Origin of the sequence: Leclercia sp. EC_58 (genome assembly GCF_019584355.1) — a bacterium.
In the GTDB taxonomy this organism is placed as follows: Bacteria; Pseudomonadota; Gammaproteobacteria; order Enterobacterales; family Enterobacteriaceae; genus Enterobacter.
Genome location: NZ_VDAM01000001.1, coordinates 3938122 through 3954249, shown reverse-complemented (window position 1 = coordinate 3954249; position 16128 = coordinate 3938122). Strand labels below are relative to the sequence as shown.

Annotated in this window: 14 protein-coding genes and 3 tRNA genes; 14 read left to right on the top strand and 3 right to left on the bottom strand. The window is 49.6% G+C overall.

The genetic code is table 11. The features are described from left to right. The first annotated feature begins 194 nt into the window (after positions 1-194). Complete coding sequence (locus FHC51_RS19355; RefSeq protein ID WP_220436373.1) at positions 195-3722, top strand: glycosyltransferase; 3528 nt, start codon at positions 195-197, stop codon at positions 3720-3722. 45 nt (positions 3723-3767) lie between these two features. On the opposite strand, the gene FHC51_RS19350 is transcribed toward FHC51_RS19355, so the two are convergent. Next, a complete protein-coding gene (locus FHC51_RS19350) occupies positions 3768-4871 on the bottom strand; it encodes a DegT/DnrJ/EryC1/StrS aminotransferase family protein (protein ID WP_220436372.1) in 1104 nt (367 codons plus the stop codon). A 203-nt stretch (positions 4872-5074) separates the two neighbouring features. Then, positions 5075-5491 (bottom strand): FdtA/QdtA family cupin domain-containing protein, encoded by a 417-nt coding sequence (locus FHC51_RS19345; RefSeq protein ID WP_220436371.1) that lies wholly within the window; start codon positions 5489-5491, stop codon positions 5075-5077. Between the two features lie 333 nt (positions 5492-5824). Between FHC51_RS19345 and fliA the strand changes: the two genes are divergently transcribed. The 7 genes from fliA (at position 5825) to sdiA (ending at position 11515) form a co-directional block, all read left to right on the top strand. Beyond that, entirely contained in the window at positions 5825-6544 is a 720-nt protein-coding gene (gene fliA, locus FHC51_RS19340; protein WP_039030897.1) for an RNA polymerase sigma factor FliA, read from the top strand. Positions 6545-6599: 55 nt separating this feature from the next. Further along, positions 6600-7151 (top strand): flagella biosynthesis regulatory protein FliZ, encoded by a 552-nt coding sequence (fliZ, locus tag FHC51_RS19335; RefSeq protein WP_220436370.1) that lies wholly within the window; start codon positions 6600-6602, stop codon positions 7149-7151. Positions 7152-7239: 88 nt separating this feature from the next. Beyond that, positions 7240-8040, top strand: a complete 801-nt coding sequence (tcyJ, locus tag FHC51_RS19330; protein ID WP_114314567.1) for a cystine ABC transporter substrate-binding protein — start codon at positions 7240-7242, stop codon at positions 8038-8040. A gap of 106 nt (positions 8041-8146) precedes the next feature. Further along, positions 8147-9133 carry a D-cysteine desulfhydrase gene (gene dcyD / locus FHC51_RS19325; protein WP_220436369.1) on the top strand — a complete coding sequence of 329 codons (987 nt, stop codon included), beginning with the start codon at positions 8147-8149 and terminating at the stop codon, positions 9131-9133. A 21-nt stretch (positions 9134-9154) separates the two neighbouring features. Continuing rightward, positions 9155-9823: a cystine ABC transporter permease gene (tcyL, locus tag FHC51_RS19320; RefSeq protein WP_103180126.1), complete on the top strand. Its 669-nt coding sequence runs from the start codon at positions 9155-9157 to the stop codon at positions 9821-9823. Then, positions 9820-10572 carry an L-cystine ABC transporter ATP-binding protein TcyN gene (tcyN, locus tag FHC51_RS19315; protein WP_103180125.1) on the top strand — a complete coding sequence of 251 codons (753 nt, stop codon included), beginning with the start codon at positions 9820-9822 and terminating at the stop codon, positions 10570-10572. The genes tcyL and tcyN overlap by 4 nt, the downstream gene beginning before the upstream one ends. Before the next feature lie 220 nt (positions 10573-10792). Next, positions 10793-11515, top strand: a complete 723-nt coding sequence (sdiA, locus tag FHC51_RS19310; RefSeq protein WP_220436368.1) for a transcriptional regulator SdiA — start codon at positions 10793-10795, stop codon at positions 11513-11515. 66 nt (positions 11516-11581) lie between these two features. Here the strand turns inward: sdiA and FHC51_RS19305 are convergent, their stop codons facing one another. Continuing rightward, positions 11582-11806: a DUF2594 family protein gene (locus FHC51_RS19305; protein ID WP_103180123.1), complete on the bottom strand. Its 225-nt coding sequence runs from the start codon at positions 11804-11806 to the stop codon at positions 11582-11584. Positions 11807-12278: 472 nt separating this feature from the next. On the opposite strand from FHC51_RS19305, the gene uvrY reads away from it, so the two are divergent. The 6 genes from uvrY to FHC51_RS19275 all read left to right on the top strand — a co-directional run bounded on the left by uvrY (position 12279) and on the right by FHC51_RS19275 (position 15821). Continuing rightward, on the top strand, positions 12279-12935 hold the full coding sequence (uvrY, locus tag FHC51_RS19300) for a UvrY/SirA/GacA family response regulator transcription factor (RefSeq protein WP_103180122.1): 657 nt from the start codon (positions 12279-12281) through the stop codon (positions 12933-12935). Continuing rightward, positions 12932-14764 carry an excinuclease ABC subunit UvrC gene (gene uvrC, locus FHC51_RS19295; protein ID WP_220436367.1) on the top strand — a complete coding sequence of 611 codons (1833 nt, stop codon included), beginning with the start codon at positions 12932-12934 and terminating at the stop codon, positions 14762-14764. The genes uvrY and uvrC overlap by 4 nt, the downstream gene beginning before the upstream one ends. A gap of 56 nt (positions 14765-14820) precedes the next feature. After that, positions 14821-15369 (top strand): CDP-diacylglycerol--glycerol-3-phosphate 3-phosphatidyltransferase, encoded by a 549-nt coding sequence (pgsA, locus tag FHC51_RS19290; protein WP_032612063.1) that lies wholly within the window; start codon positions 14821-14823, stop codon positions 15367-15369. A 152-nt stretch (positions 15370-15521) separates the two neighbouring features. Beyond that, positions 15522-15597, top strand: a tRNA-Gly gene (locus tag FHC51_RS19285). A gap of 51 nt (positions 15598-15648) precedes the next feature. After that, a tRNA-Cys gene (locus tag FHC51_RS19280) sits at positions 15649-15722 on the top strand. A gap of 12 nt (positions 15723-15734) precedes the next feature. After that, a tRNA-Leu gene (locus FHC51_RS19275) sits at positions 15735-15821 on the top strand. Positions 15822-16128 lie beyond the last annotated feature (307 nt).

The window sequence follows — 16128 nt, the reverse complement described above, 5'->3', positions numbered from 1 at the left end:
GCCAACGCAGATTAAAAACCCGGCTTTGCCGGGTTTTTTTTAGCTGCATCAGACCCCTCTGGCTAACGCAGGGAATAGAGGGATTTTCCAAAACTAATGCGCCAATTGATTAGGTAAGTTTTGGTTATAGTCTTTTTTATTTAATCAATATGGGCTGCTCCACCATAGCAGCAAGAGAACAGGGTAGGTTGAAAATGCCGATTGCTCATCCAGCGCTCGTCAGTATTATTATTCCAACGTATAAAACGACATGGTTTGAGCAAGCGCTCGCCAGTGCAGTGGCACAGGACTATCCCAACTGCGAGATTATTGTCAGTGATGATTCACCCTATGGTGAACCCGGGGAGATTGTTAAGGCCTGGCGTAAGAAAAGCCGTCATCCGATAATCTACAGTCGCAACCAACCTGCTCTGGGCGATGTTGGCAACCACGAAAAATGTTTTCGTGAGAGCAAGGGTAAATACATCAAACTCTTTTCTGACGACGATCTGCTGACTCCTGACTGCGTTTCAGCGTTAGTCAGTGCGATCGAAAAAAGTGATGAAATTCGTATTGCCACATCCCGACGTATACGCATCAATGCTGAAAACAAGCCTCAATCAGATATCTTCGCGACTGCAATGCCAGTTACTACAGACAGCATCATTCATGGTGACGACTTCTTTGCATTCCAATCGCAACATGCGGTGAACTTCGTCGGAGAACCATGTGCAGTTCTAATGTATCGTTCTGATATTATTGAACTTATGGATATGCCTGATGGGCTGTTCAGCTTTGATGGCGAGCATATGGTCTACCTTGAAGATCTCACTCTATTTTCTAAGGTAATGCGCAAAGGCCATCTTGCTTATTTAACGAAACCCCTTAGTAGCTTTCGCATCTCCCGTAGCCAGAGAAGTGAACAGGCAAGAGCGGAAATTAACCGTTCAAATCGCAGTCGGGAATGCTATAAACAGTTTGTTGCCGCGATAGCAGAGGAACGAAACATTAAGAGTAATAATGTTCGTGTTGCGCCGCTTAACTCACCTAAAGATTTTGCATATCATGATATTTATGATGCCATGACGCATGATCTCAAACAGAGGCACTTTGCAGATTGGCTGGATGCTCGAAAGCTACTGCCTATTCAGGAACGCCTCATTGATGATTATTTGAAGCAGAATAATTTATCTACAACTCTTTTGGTGGTTATTAATGCTACCGATGGGTTAAATTCAGCATTAGTAGCGACTCTGGATTCATTACCCCAACAAATACGCACTGGTCTTACAATAGAGGTTATTGTGATCGGTGAAGCTATCCAATCAAACATAAGATATCTTGCCGCGAATCACGAAACTAAAATGGCTGCGTTTAATAGCATCATTGCTGAGACACAAAGCGATTGGTTAATTTTTGTAGATGCCGGTACAGAGTTTCATTCATCTGGCCTGATAGCTTTGACTACTGCGCTAGCCCAGGCGGAGGGGCTACTTGCCGTATATTGTGATGAGAGTTTTACTCTTGACGGTAGAAAGGTGGGTGCAAAATTCCGTCCTGACTTTAACCTCGATCTATTGCTTAGCTCCCCAGCCAATATGGCGCATCACTGGTTATGGCGACGTGAAGTGCTACAGGCCGCTGGTGGGTTTGATACCCAGCTTTCTGGCGCTTATGAGTTAGATATGACGTTAAAAATTATCGAAAATCAAGGATTTAATTCACTGGGCCATCTTGGAGAACCTTTGCTGCATCTTTCTGAAAAAGCCGAGATACAAAGCGATGAGATTGCTGTAGTTCAACGCCATCTGGTCAGTCGCGGTTACACCAATGCCGCGGTTGAACTTGCTGCTTATGGAAATCTACGGCTTCGCTATCACCATGCTGGTACGTCTCTGGTGTCGCTGGTGGTGATTGCTGATGATGATGATGCTGCGCTGATGTCGTGCGTCTTAACGATCATCGAAAAAACGACATGGCTAAACTATGAGTTGATTATTGTTGTCAACGAGCGGCGGAGCGATGAGACTCATCGCTGGCTAGACTCTGTGGTAGCAGTGGATCCGGCTCGAATTAAGGTAATGAAGGAGGGGAATGAGTGGCGCTACTCAAAGCGAGTAAACCTTGGGGCGAGTGCTGCATATGGCGACTACCTTTGTATACTGCACTCCAGCGTCGCAATTATCGAAAACGATTGGCTTGATAACCTTCTCAACCATGGCATGCGCCCAGAGGTAGGGATTGTTGGTGGTAAACAGATTTATGCCGACGGAACCGTGCGCCATGCAGGTTATGTGTTAGGTGTGAACGGTGTGGCGGGTGAAGCCTTTTACGGCGTGAGTGACGAGAACAAAGGACATATGCAACGTCTCCATGCCGATCAAAACTATTCGGCGGTCTCCGGTGATTTTATGCTGGTACGCCGGGAAGTATTCTTGAACGTCAATGGTCTGGATGAGACGTTGCATCACTTTAGCGACGTTGATTTCTGCCTGCGGGTTCGCCAGCAGGGCTATTTGACGGTCTGGACACCATATGCTCGTGTATTACGAAGCGTGGCGGGCAGCAAGCCGCAGGATGAAAAAACACGTGAAAAAATTGGCTTGCAAGCTGAGTGGGATGATGACGAGCTTTATCGTCGGTGGAAACCGCTTATCGCAAACGATCCTGCCTATAATGTTAATCTCTCTTTGACCGGCGAGCAGTTTAATCTCTGTCCTGATAGCCAACTAAGCTGGCGCCCTCTCGATTGGAAACCGTTGCCTATTGTTCTGCCACACATGGGCGATTATGCGGGTTGCGGTTACTACCGCATTATTAAACCTTTTGAAAGCATGCGAGACGCTGGCATCATCGATGGCAAACTTTCTGAGACCTTCCTCAGCTTGCCATATTTAGAGCGTTACAAGCCTGACAGTATTATCATGCAACGTCAGCTCACTTCGGAATTTCATGAATGGGCAAGGATAGTTGGCAAACGCTCTGAAGTATTTAAAGTTTTTGAGCTTGACGACTATTTACCTAATATCCCAATCAAAAACCATCATCGTTCTGAATTCGGCAATGATATTATGAAGATGTTGCGTAAAAGTCTAGGCTATATGGATAGGTTTGTTGTTTCGACCGAGCCATTAGCTGAGGCATTTGCTAATGTCCATCCTGATATTATAGTTAGAAAAAACCGGCTCTCTTACGACTGGTGGAGCAATCTGACTAGCCTACGACAACAAGGTGATAAGCCACGAGTTGGTTGGGCTGGTGGTTCCAGCCATACTGGTGATCTGGAGATGATTTTTGACGTAATTAAGGCATTTGCAGATGATGTTGACTGGATTTTCTTCGGCATGTGCCCGTCAAAACTGCGTCCCTACGTAAAAGAATTTCACGTTGGTGTAGATATAGAGTTGTACCCACAAAAATTGGCTTCGCTTAATTTAGATTTAGCTCTGGCACCGGTAGAGGATAATTATTTTAATGCTTGTAAGAGCAATCTGCGTTTGCTGGAATATGGCGCGTGCGCCATTCCGGTAATTTGTAGCGACGTCCCTTGCTATCAAGGGGCACTGCCGGTGACGAGAGTGAAAAACCGTTTTAAAGAGTGGCATAATGCGATTCGTATGCATTTGTCCGATCCGGTCGCTAGTGCCCGAATGGGAGATGCACTTTATTGTGCGATCCATTCTGACTACATGCTTGATGCGTCTGCTGCAGAAGAGTGGGCTAAAGCCTGGCTACCAGGTTAAAATAAATTATTAAAAATCACCTGCTGAAGCAGGTGATTTTTTGTCTCAACAAAACGTATTAATAGCGTCGATGATGTATTCTATTTCAACATCAGTCAGTACTGGCGAGAGAGGAAGGGAGAGTACCTGTTGGTGAAGTTTTTCAGTAATAGGAAGTTTCAGGTTGTTTAGCTGTGTATAGGCTGGTTGTTTGTGCGGTGGTACGGGATAGTGAATCAGCGTCTGTATACCTTTTTCTGACAGCCATGTCTGCAGCTCATCCCGCTTTTCACATTTAATAACAAATAGATGCCAGACGTGGGCAAAAGGATCTACTACTTTGGGCAGGACGATTTGAGGATTTTTTATGCCCTCAAGATAGCGTGCCGCTGCTAGCTGTCTTGCCATTGTATCATTATCCAGAGTGCGCAACTTTATACGTAATATAGCGGCCTGTATCTCATCGAGGCGGCTATTTGTCCCTGTGTAGATATGCTGGTATTTCTCATGCGCGCCATAATTTCGGAGTGCCTTGAGTACATGGGCAAGTTCGTAATCGTTAGTAACTATTGCGCCAGCATCTCCCAGCGCGCCAAGGTTTTTGCCCGGATAAAAGCTAAAAGCAGCTGCATGCCCCCAGTTTCCTGCTTTAATTGTATTCTGTTGCGCACCATGAGCTTGTGCCGCATCTTCAAGTACTAACAGATTATACTTGTTTGCCAGTACCATGATATCGTTCATGGGGGCAAGCTGACCATAAAGATGCACAGGGATCACCGCCCGGGTTTGGGGCGTTATATGCCTCTCTATTTCGTTACAAGTTAAATTAAAGGTTTCAGGATCGGGCTCGACTAGTACTGGAGTAAGATTATTGCTAGTGATTGCGAGCAATGTGGCAATAAAAGTGTTTGCAGGAACGATTATTTCATTGCCATCAGCTAACTTGCCTGTCGTTTTCCATGCGCGTAATACTAAGCTTAAAGCTTCCAGACCATTACCGACACCAACACAAAACTTTGCATCGCAATATTGTGCAAACTCGCTCTCGAACGCGTCTAATTGCTCGCCATTAATATAGTATCCAGAGTTGATAACCGATATGCAGGCGTCGCGTAAATCATCTTCGAACCGAGTATTTATTTTCTTTAAATTTAGAAAATCGATTTTCATACATCTTCCTGATTGGATAATATAAAATTCAATTAATTTTTATTTCGCTTCTTTTGCCCATGTGCGAATAATTAATTTTTTATTAATTACATGTTAAGGTCGAGGCGCATGTCATGACATGAAAATTTTGCATGGCATTGATCTAATGTTTAAGGCAATAGCTTGCTTTCATTAAAGTATCCTCAGTTAATTGTCAATTGCCATTAAGCGCCTGCGTAATCATTTTTTTGAGCTAGTTTTATAAAATCATCATAATTACGGACATAATCCGTTTCGTCATAGATTTGATCAGCCAATACCATTAATACGCAATCCTCACTGAATTCGGACATTTCGCGCCAGATAAATGAATCGATCAATAGTCCTTGGGCCGGATTATCTAACAGTAACTCAATCTGCTCGCGGCCATCATCAAGTAAAAAACGACAGGACCCGCGTACAGCAATCACAACTTGCCGTAAATGGCGATGGGCATGACACCCTCTGCGGATATTTTGGCCAGTTTTGAACATGTAATAAACACGTTTAATTTCAAAAGGGATGTTATGATCTTGTTCCAGGGCGACGAGTGAACCACGATCGTCACCGTGAGTTTGTAAGCGAATCATCTTGATGTGCATACTTTTCCACACTTCCAATTAATAGCACCGATACATAAGCACAAGAATACAGAGCTAGACGCAAATGGAATGGTAGGAAAAACGCACATTATAGAGCTTTCTATCTTGGATTGCGTTGCGGAGCTTCAGGGACGATAACTAACCAGAATGTTTGCGTTGTATAAGATCAAATTCAATAAGAAACCTTATCTTTTTGATACTTTTAGAACTTTTTAATGTACCCACCTTGGACTAGTAAAATAAACCGTCTTTTCTACCCCTATTCACACGATTAAAACCCCTCCAGAATCGGATAATCATGCCGATAACTCAACTAACGCAGGGCTGTTTATCGTGAATTCACTCTATACCGCTGAAGGTGTAATGGATAAACACTCGCTGTGGCAGCGTTATGTTCCGCTGGTGCGTCATGAAGCATTGCGGCTTCAGGTACGTCTGCCGGCGAGTGTGGAACTGGACGATCTGCTACAAGCGGGCGGGATCGGGTTACTGAATGCAGTTGACCGATACGACGCTCTGCAAGGAACGGCATTTACGACTTACGCAGTACAGCGTATTCGTGGTGCGATGCTGGATGAACTGCGCAGCCGGGATTGGGTGCCGCGCAGCGTCCGCCGCAATGCACGCGAAGTAGCGCAAGCGATGGGGCAGCTGGAACAGGAGCTTGGACGTAACGCGACGGAAACCGAAGTTGCGGATCGTCTGGGGATTACTACTGCCGACTACCGTCAGATGTTGCTCGATACCAACAACAGCCAGCTCTTCTCTTATGACGAGTGGCGCGAAGAGCATGGCGATAGCATTGAACTGGTGACGGACGATCATCAGCAGGAAAACCCGTTGCACCAGTTAATGGAAGGCAACGTACGCCAGCGCGTAATGGAAGCTATTGAAGCTTTACCGGAACGTGAACAACTGGTGCTGACCCTTTATTACCAGGAAGAGCTCAATCTCAAGGAGATTGGCGCCGTGCTGGAAGTAGGGGAGTCGCGGGTTAGCCAGCTGCACAGCCAGGCCATTAAACGCTTACGTACCAAGCTGGGTAAGTTATAGGTGATCCTTGTCACCCGTTAAGTGCCGCACAACGTATTGACAACCAGGAGTTATCATGACGGTGCAGCAATCTAAAAGACGGCCATTAAGCCGCTACCTGAAAGACTTTAAACACAGCCAGACGCATTGCGCCCATTGCCATAAACTGCTTGACCGCATCACGCTGGTCCGTCGTGGAGAGATCGTCAATAAAATCGCGATCTCCCGTCTCGATACCCTGCTGGATGAAGCCGGATGGCAGCAAGAGCAGCAGGAGTGGGTGGCGTTATGTCGTTTTTGTGGCGATCTGCACTGCAAAGAGCATAGCGACTTTTTCGATATTATTGGTTTCAAGCAGTTCCTGTTTGAACAGACAGAGATGAGTCACGGAACGGTGCGCGAGTATGTTGTGCGTCTGCGTCGTCTTGGCCAGCATCTGACCTCGCTGAATATTTCCCGTGAGCTTCTGACCGACGGTTATCTGGATGAAAATCTGGAGCCGTGGCTGCCTGGGACCAGTACCAACAACTACCGGATCGCGCTGCGCAAATATGCGCAATACAGGTCGCAAATGCCGATGGCGGTGAAGCAGAAAGTCCACCGTGAAACAACTTCTGATATATATTAAAAATGAATAACATGTAGCGCAGTCGTGTTTGACCTTGCGGCCGAACGCCCTACACTACAACCAAAATTCCAATCATATCGGGGTATGTATGAAATTTGCACTTCTGGGTCGTCAGGCGCTGATGGGTGTAATGGCCGTTGCGCTGGTTGCGGGTATGAGCGTTAAGACCTTCGCCGCAGAGGGTCTTTTAAACAAAGTTAAAGAGCGCGGCACGCTGCTGGTTGGGCTGGAAGGAACCTACCCTCCGTTCAGCTTCCAGGGTGACGACGGTAAACTGACCGGTTTTGAGGTGGAGTTTGCCGAAGAGCTGGCAAAACACCTCGGTGTTAAAGCGTCGCTGAAGCCGACCAAATGGGACGGCATGCTGGCCTCGCTGGACTCAAAACGTATTGATGTGGTGATTAACCAGGTCACCATCTCTGACGAACGTAAGAAAAAGTATGACTTCTCCACCCCGTATACCGTCTCCGGTATCCAGGCATTGGTGAAAAAAGGTAACGAAGGCTCCATTAAATCTGCTGCCGACCTGAAAGATAAAAAAGTGGGCGTCGGTCTGGGGACCAACTACGAAGAGTGGCTGCGCCAGAACGTGCAGGGCGTTGATATCCGCACCTATGACGACGACCCGACCAAATACCAGGATCTGCGCGTAGGCCGTATTGATGCCATTCTGGTTGACCGCCTGGCGGCGCTGGATCTGGTGAAGAAAACCAACAACACCCTGGCCGTTGCCGGTGATGCCTTCTCCCGTCAGGAAGCGGGCGTTGCGATCCGCAAAGGCAACGAGGATCTGGTCAAAGCTGTTGACGGCGCCATTGCCGAGATGCAGAAAGACGGCAGCCTGAAGGCGCTCTCCGAAAAATGGTTCGGGGCAGACGTCACAAAGTAAGCAGTTGACTGAAAAAAAAGGCGCTTTGATAAGCGCCTTTTTTATTTCCTCGCCATCAACGTGCATAATAAAAAAATCAGACTTAGACAGGGTTATGGAGGTTTTCATGTCATTACAGAACCTGACGCGTTTTCCGCGCCTGGAATTTATCGGCGCGCCGACGCCGCTGGAGTATTTGCCGCGCTTATCGGATTACCTGGGGCGCGACATCCTTATCAAACGTGATGACGTGACGCCCATAGCAATGGGGGGCAACAAACTGCGCAAGCTCGAGTTCCTCGCGGCGGATGCGCTGCGTGAAGGCGCCGACACGCTGATCACCGCAGGCGCCATCCAGTCGAACCATGTTCGCCAGACCGCGGCCGTGGCGGCTAAGCTGGGCCTGCACTGTATCGCCCTGCTGGAAAACCCGATTGGCACAAAGGCAGAAAACTACCTCAGCAACGGCAACCGCCTGCTGCTGGATCTGTTCAACGTGCAGATAGAGATGTGCGATGCGCTGACCGATCCCGTGGCGCAGCTGAATGAGCTGGCGACCCGCGTTGAAGCCCAGGGTTTTCGCCCGTATGTGATCCCGGTTGGCGGTTCGAATGCGCTGGGTGCGTTGGGCTACGTCGAAAGCGCCCTGGAAATTGCCCAGCAGTGCGAAGGCACAGTTGGCCTCTCCTCGGTGGTGGTCGCCTCCGGCAGTGCAGGTACCCATGCCGGGCTGGCGGTAGGACTGGAGCAGCTGATGCCGGAGGTTGAACTGATTGGCGTTACCGTATCACGCAGCGTCGCCGATCAAAAACCGAAGGTAGTGTCGTTGCAACTGGCGGTGGCACAGCAGCTGGAGGTGAGCGCGAAGGCGGATATCGTGCTGTGGGATGACTATTTCGCGCCGGGCTACGGCACGCCAAATGACGAAGGCACCGAGGCGGTGAAACTGCTGGCACGTCTCGAAGGGATTTTGCTGGATCCGGTCTATACCGGCAAAGCCATGGCCGGACTTATTGACGGGATCGAACAGAAACGCTTCAAAGATGAAGGGCCGATTCTGTTTATTCATACTGGCGGGGCGCCGGCTCTCTTTGCCTACCATCCTCACGTTTAAATCACAGGCAGAAAAATCATAATGCAAGAAAGTATTCAACTGGTGATTGATTCGTTGCCCTTCCTGCTGAAAGGCGCAGTATTTACGCTGCAGCTGAGTATTGGCGGGATGTTTTTCGGTCTGGTGCTGGGCTTTGTGCTGGCGTTGATGCGCATGTCGCCTCTGCTGCCCGTGCGCTGGCTGGCGCGTTTTTATATTTCCATCTTCCGCGGCACGCCGCTGATTGCCCAGCTGTTTATGATTTACTACGGCCTGCCGCAGTTTGGTATTGAGCTGGATCCCATCCCGGCGGCAATGATAGGTCTGTCGCTTAATACTGCTGCCTATGCGGCGGAAACCCTGCGTGCAGCTATCTCCTCCATCGACAAAGGCCAGTGGGAAGCCGCAGCCAGTATCGGGATGACGCCGTGGCAGACTTTGCGCCGGGCCATTCTGCCGCAGGCTGCGCGCGTGGCGCTGCCGCCGCTCAGCAATAGCTTCATTAGCCTGGTAAAAGACACCTCGCTGGCCGCCACCATTCAGGTGCCGGAGCTGTTCCGCCAGGCGCAGTTGATCACCTCGCGCACGCTGGAGGTCTTTACCATGTATCTGGCCGCCTCGTTGATCTACTGGATCATGGCAACCGTGCTGTCCGCGCTGCAAAACTATTTTGAAAACCAGCTTAACCGCCAGGAGCGTGATCCGAAATGAGTGCTATCGACGTTAAAAACCTGGTGAAGAAATTCCATGGCCAGACGGTGCTGCACGGTATCGACCTTGAAGTGCAGGAGGGCGAAGTGGTGGCGATTATCGGGCCCAGCGGGTCCGGTAAAACCACGCTGCTGCGCAGTATCAACCTGCTGGAGCATCCGGAAGCTGGCACCATTCGCGTGGGTGACATCACCATTGATACCGGTAAGTCGCTGGGTCAGCAAAAAGGGCTCATTCGTCGTCTGCGTCAACATGTCGGCTTTGTCTTCCAGAGCTTTAACCTGTTTCCTCACCGCACGGTGCTGGAAAACATCATTGAAGGCCCGGTGATTGTCAAAGGCGAACCCAAAGAGGAGGCCACAGCCCGCGCCCGGGAGTTACTGGCGAAAGTGGGGCTTTCCGGGAAAGAGGGCAGTTACCCACGCCGACTCTCCGGTGGACAGCAGCAGCGTGTGGCAATAGCCCGCGCGCTGGCAATGCGTCCTGACGTGATCCTGTTTGATGAACCGACCTCTGCGCTGGATCCGGAGCTGGTGGGGGAGGTGCTGAATGCCATTCGCCAGCTGGCACAGGAGAAACGTACTATGGTCATTGTCACCCATGAGATGAGCTTTGCCCGCGACGTAGCAGACAGGGCGATTTTTATGGATCAGGGGCGTATTGTGGAGCAGGGGCCGGCGAAAGCGCTGTTTGCCGATCCTCAGCAGCCCCGTACCCGGCAATTCCTTGAGAAATTCCTGATGCAATAGCATATTTGCTTTTAATTGCTCCGGAATTAATCTCCGGAGCAAAATATTCCTCCCTGAAATGAATGGTCCCGCGATTTTATCCCGCCATAAACCCCCTAAGTGCTTAAAATCTGTAGATAATTAACTCAGGGTCGATATTTTATACATATAAATAAGATTTATGTGTTAATTTAAGAAATCATAATAATGATTATCTTTACAGGGGCTTCATTCACTTGGTATGAAGGATTTAGACTTTTTTACATGGCGACGGGAGTGCTATCTCCGTTTTCAGGGGATGACATCCGCCAGCGAGGTATATCCCGAACTTCAGCGTCAAACTCAGAACCTGGGTTATGAGTATTTCGCTCTCTGCGTCCGTCATCCGGTACCGTTTACCCGACCGAAAGTCTCGGTGCACTCAACCTATCCGCAACAGTGGATGGCGCACTATCAGGCGGAAAATTATTTTACCATCGATCCTGTGCTGAAACCTGAGAATTTCGTCCACGGGCACTTACCCTGGAACGACGCCTTATTTGCCGAGGCGCAGCCGTTATGGGACGGTGCGCGCGACCACGGTCTGCGCAAAGGGATTACCCAGTGTCTGATGCTGCCTAATCATGCGATGGGGTTCCTGTCGGTCTCCAGCACCAGCCTGTCGGTCAATATGATGGCGAATGAAGTGGTTGAGTTGCGTCTGCAAATGCTGGTGCAAATGGCCTTGACCACGCTGCTACGCCTGGAGCATGAAATGGTGATGCCACCCGAGATGAAGTTCAGTAAGCGCGAGAAGGAGATCCTGAAATGGACAGCGGAAGGCAAAACCTCGGCAGAAATAGCGATTATTCTCTCTATCTCTGAGAATACGGTGAACTTCCACCAGAAGAATATGCAGAAGAAATTCAATGCGCCGAATAAAACGCAAATAGCCTGCTATGCGGCAGCGACGGGAATTATCTGACTACACTTCAGTTCTGCGTGGCAGGCGAGTAAACGGCTGAATGCATTGCTTTCAGCCGTTTTTGTTTTATTGACGGTAAGCTTGTTTGATTTGCTTAACGGTGCTGGAAAATACCTCAGCCTGAGCCTGGTCTTCCATCTGGGCAATCTGGCGTTCCATCTTAATGATCACACGACCGGCATCCGCCTGGCCCATCGCCTGCAGCATCAGGGTCAACAGAGATTTCAGACAGGAGACTTCCTGTGCCAGTTCTTGATTATTCTCAGCAGTGGCAAAATCAGGTGTGCTCATTTATTTTCCTCATGATAAAAACGGCGCTTGAGCGCATAGTTCAAAAGTTCAAGGTGGCGGAGTATACCACAAGCCTTAAAAAAAAACGCAGTGCTTGTTTTTTGTACTTTCAGCCGTTTTGTTTATTTAATTGCACGACCGTTCGTCCTACACTTTTAAGACGTTAAGCGGAGGGTATTGTTTAACTAAGGTAGTTAGCAGGTTAATTATTGTTACAAAATTACGTGAGGTATTTTAACAATAAAAAAATAGCCCCTAAAATTTGTAAATTTTTGAAAACATCAACCTGAAAAAAGGTGCCTGAGCCGCATGGCGCAAGGCTTCCGTTTCCAGTTGATGTACAAGTTAATTTCCAAAAAAGAGAGTTATAACGAAGGCCTGCATTTTTTAACGTTTTCAGTTTGCGATAAAAAACGTTAATATGAGCCGAATTAACTGTCTGTAGCGTTATCCCTATTCTGGAGAATTTCCTTTGATCAACGTCCTTCTTGTTGATGACCACGAACTGGTGCGCGCAGGGATACGACGCATTCTTGAAGATATTAAAGGTATAAAAGTTGCTGGCGAGGCCTGCTGCGGTGAAGATGCCGTAAAATGGTGCCGGACGAATAGTGCAGATGTTGTCCTGATGGACATGAACATGCCCGGTATTGGCGGCCTGGAAGCAACGCGTAAAATCGCGCGCGCCTGGGTTGATACCAAAGTGATCATGCTGACGGTTCACACTGAAAATCCCCTTCCTGCAAAAGTGATGCAGGCGGGCGCCGCGGGCTACCTGAGCAAGGGCGCAGCCCCTCAGGAAGTTGTTAACGCTATCCGTTCTGTCTATTCCGGGCAGCGCTATATCGCTTCTGATATCGCGCAGCAAATGGCGCTCAGCCAGATTGAACCAGAAAAGACTGAATCACCGTTTGCCAGTTTGTCTGAGCGCGAATTGCAGATTATGCTGATGATTACCAAAGGCCAGAAGGTGAATGAGATCTCTGAGCAGCTTAATCTCAGCCCGAAAACGGTGAACAGCTACCGCTACCGTATGTTCAGTAAGCTGAACATTCATGGCGATGTCGAACTCACTCACCTGGCCATCCGTCATGGTCTGTGCAATGCCGAGACCCTAATTAGTCAGTGAGTGAAGTGTTTGATTCCAGTGCTTTCCTGAAAACCGTCACCAGCCAGCCAGGCGTCTACCGGATGTATGACGCAGGCGGGACGGTTATTTACGTCGGTAAAGCGAAAGATCTTAAGAAGCGTCTTTCCAGCTATTTCCGCAGCAATCTTGCCTCCCGCAAAACTGAAGCGCTGGTCGCTCAGATCCAGCAGATTGACGTCACTGTGACCCACACAGAGACCGAAGCGCTGTTGCTGGAGCATAACTACATCAAGCTCTACCAGCCGCGTTATAACGTGCTGCTGCGTGACGACAAATCCTACCCGTTTATTTTTCTCAGCAGTGATACCCATCCGCGTCTGGCTACCCATCGCGGCGCCAAACATGCGAAAGGTGAGTATTTCGGCCCGTTCCCTAACGGCCACGCCGTGCGAGAAACGCTGGCGCTGCTGCAGAAGATATTCCCGATTCGCCAGTGCGAAAACAGCGTCTATCGCAACCGCTCTCGCCCTTGTCTGCAGTATCAGATTGGTCGTTGCCTTGGGCCCTGTGTTGAAGGGCTGGTCAGCGAAGAGGAGTACGCACAGCAGGTAGAATATGTGCGCCTGTTCCTGGCTGGTAAAGACGATCAGGTGCTGAACCAGCTTATTGCCCGCATGGAGAAGGCCAGCCAGGCGCTGAACTTCGAAGAGGCGGCGCGGATCCGCGATCAGATCCAGGCGGTACGACGGGTCACGGAAAAACAGTTTGTCTCTAATACCGGCGATGACCTGGACGTGATTGGCGTGTCGTTCGATGCGGGCATGGCCTGCGTACATGTACTCTTTATCCGCCAGGGTAAGGTGCTGGGCAGCCGCAGCTATTTCCCGAAAGTGCCAGGCGGTACCGAACTGGGTGAAGTGGTCGAGACCTTTGTTGGCCAGTTCTATTTGCAGGGCAGCCAGATGCGAACCCTGCCGTCGGAAATTTTGCTCGATTTTAATCTCAGCGATAAAACGCTGCTGTCAGATTCGCTGTCGGAGCTGGCGGGACGTCGGGTTAACGTCCAGACCAAACCGCGCGGCGATCGTGCCCGCTACCTCAAGCTGGCGCGCACCAATGCGGCAACGGCGTTAACCACCAAACTGTCGCAGCAGTCGACTGTCCATCAGCGTCTTATCGCGCTGGCGACGGTGTTAAAGCTGCCGGAAGTGAAACGGATGGAGTGTTTCGACATCAGTCATACGATGGGGGAGCAGACGGTGGCCTCCTGCGTGGTATTCGATGCTAACGGACCGCTACGCGCGGAGTACCGGCGCTACAACATTACGGATATCACTCCCGGTGACGATTACGCGGCCATGAACCAGGTGCTGCGCCGTCGCTATGGTAAAGCTATCGAAGAGAGTAAGATCCCGGACGTTATCCTGATTGACGGTGGTAAAGGCCAGCTCGCCCAGGCAAAATCCGTTTTTGCCGAACTGGATGTAAGCTGGGATAAGCATCATCCGCTGCTGCTGGGCGTGGCGAAAGGCACCGATCGTAAAGCCGGGCTGGAGACGCTGTTCCTTGAGCCGGAAGGGGAGGGTTTTAGCCTGCCGCCCGACTCGCCTGCGCTCCATGTGATCCAGCATATTCGCGATGAGTCGCACGCTCATGCCATTAGCGGTCACCGTAAAAAACGGGCAAAGGTAAAAAATACCAGCACCCTGGAAACGATCGAAGGGGTCGGGCCAAAACGTCGCCAGATGTTGCTGAAATATATGGGCGGTTTGCAAGGATTACTCAACGCCAGCGTAGAGGAAATTGCAAAAGTGCCAGGTATTTCGCAAGGGCTGGCAGAAAAGATCTACTACTCGTTGAAACATTGAGGGCTCTGTAGCAACATAGGGCTAATAATTACTGACAACAAACAGTTACCGTCACTATGCGATTAAATATCCCTACATTGCTGACGCTTTTCCGCGTCGTTCTCATTCCTTTCTTCGTACTGGCGTTTTATCTGCCATTTGTCTGGGCGCCTTTCGCATGTGCACTTATCTTTTTTGTTGCGGCAGTCACTGACTGGTTCGACGGCTACCTGGCGCGTCGCTGGAATCAAAGCACCCGTTTCGGCGCGTTCCTCGATCCTGTGGCTGACAAGGTGATGGTGGCCATTGCCATGGTGCTGGTGGTTGAGCACTATCACAGCTGGTGGGTCACACTGCCTGCGGCGACCATGATAGCCCGTGAAATTATTATCTCTGCCCTGCGCGAGTGGATGGCGGAGCTGGGTAAACGCAGCAGCGTGGCCGTCTCCTGGATCGGCAAGGTCAAAACCACCGCGCAGATGGCGGCGCTGGTATGGATGCTGTGGCGTCCAAACGAGTGGGTAGAGTGGGCAGGTATTGGCCTGTTTATGGTCGCTGCGGTGCTGACCCTGTGGTCAATGTTGCAATATTTGAACGCCGCGCGCGGCGATTTGCTTGATCAGTGATCGTTTCGGCGCAATTTTCAGCAAACGATCTATCCTTGCGAAAATTAACGTTGACTCAAAGCGTCAGGTAAGTAGAATGCAACGCATCGAACGACGGCACGGCCCGTTAGTCGATAGCAAAATCAAGTGATTAGCATAATGACTTGATGAATGCGGGAATAGCTCAGTTGGTAGAGCACGACCTTGCCAAGGTCGGGGTCGCGAGTTCGAGTCTCGTTTCCCGCTCCAAATTTAAGACATGCGCAACAGCGGGTGTCAGTCGCAAGACAAAAGATTTAAGGCGCGTTAGCAAAGCGGTTATGTAGCGGATTGCAAATCCGTCTAGTCCGGTTCGACTCCGGAACGCGCCTCCACTTTCTTCCCGAGGCCGGATGGTGGAATCGGTAGACACAAGGGATTTAAAATCCCTCGGCGTTCGCGCTGTGTGGGTTCAAGTCCCACTCCGGCTACCATGGGAAAGACAAGAATAATCAAAGCAATAAGCAGTGTCGTGAAACCACCGAAAGGTGGTTTTTTTGTGCCTGAAATATCGCCATTTAATGAGGACATTACTGTTCCCCGACTACCGGAAAGATAGATATTGTATGATTATAGCAAGTTGTGTATAAGTATTTTTACGGCATTTAATTATCAGTTTTTGCTAAGGAAGGTGCGAATAAGCAGGTCATTTCTTCCCAAGCTGACTCGCTGATTAAAATTTCGCGGATCTGGGCCGATTTTTTTCCCGCAAACACATCGAATCAGCCTATTTAGGCTATT

Bases quoted from the DNA above. Each gene is read 5' to 3' on its own strand.
- FHC51_RS19355 (WP_220436373.1), top strand. From the start codon at position 195: ATGCCGATTGCTCATCCAGCGCTCGTCAGTATTATTATTCCAACGTAT.
- FHC51_RS19350 (WP_220436372.1), bottom strand. From the start codon at position 4,871: ATGAAAATCGATTTTCTAAATTTAAAGAAAATAAATACTCGGTTCGAA.
- FHC51_RS19345 (WP_220436371.1), bottom strand. From the start codon at position 5,491: ATGCACATCAAGATGATTCGCTTACAAACTCACGGTGACGATCGTGGT.
- fliZ (WP_220436370.1), top strand. From the start codon at position 6,600: ATGACGGTGCAGCAATCTAAAAGACGGCCATTAAGCCGCTACCTGAAA.
- tcyJ (WP_114314567.1), top strand. From the start codon at position 7,240: ATGAAATTTGCACTTCTGGGTCGTCAGGCGCTGATGGGTGTAATGGCC.
- dcyD (WP_220436369.1), top strand. From the start codon at position 8,147: ATGTCATTACAGAACCTGACGCGTTTTCCGCGCCTGGAATTTATCGGC.
- tcyL (WP_103180126.1), top strand. From the start codon at position 9,155: ATGCAAGAAAGTATTCAACTGGTGATTGATTCGTTGCCCTTCCTGCTG.
- tcyN (WP_103180125.1), top strand. From the start codon at position 9,820: ATGAGTGCTATCGACGTTAAAAACCTGGTGAAGAAATTCCATGGCCAG.
- sdiA (WP_220436368.1), top strand. From the start codon at position 10,793: ATGAAGGATTTAGACTTTTTTACATGGCGACGGGAGTGCTATCTCCGT.
- FHC51_RS19305 (WP_103180123.1), bottom strand. From the start codon at position 11,806: ATGAGCACACCTGATTTTGCCACTGCTGAGAATAATCAAGAACTGGCA.
- pgsA (WP_032612063.1), top strand. From the start codon at position 14,821: ATGCGATTAAATATCCCTACATTGCTGACGCTTTTCCGCGTCGTTCTC.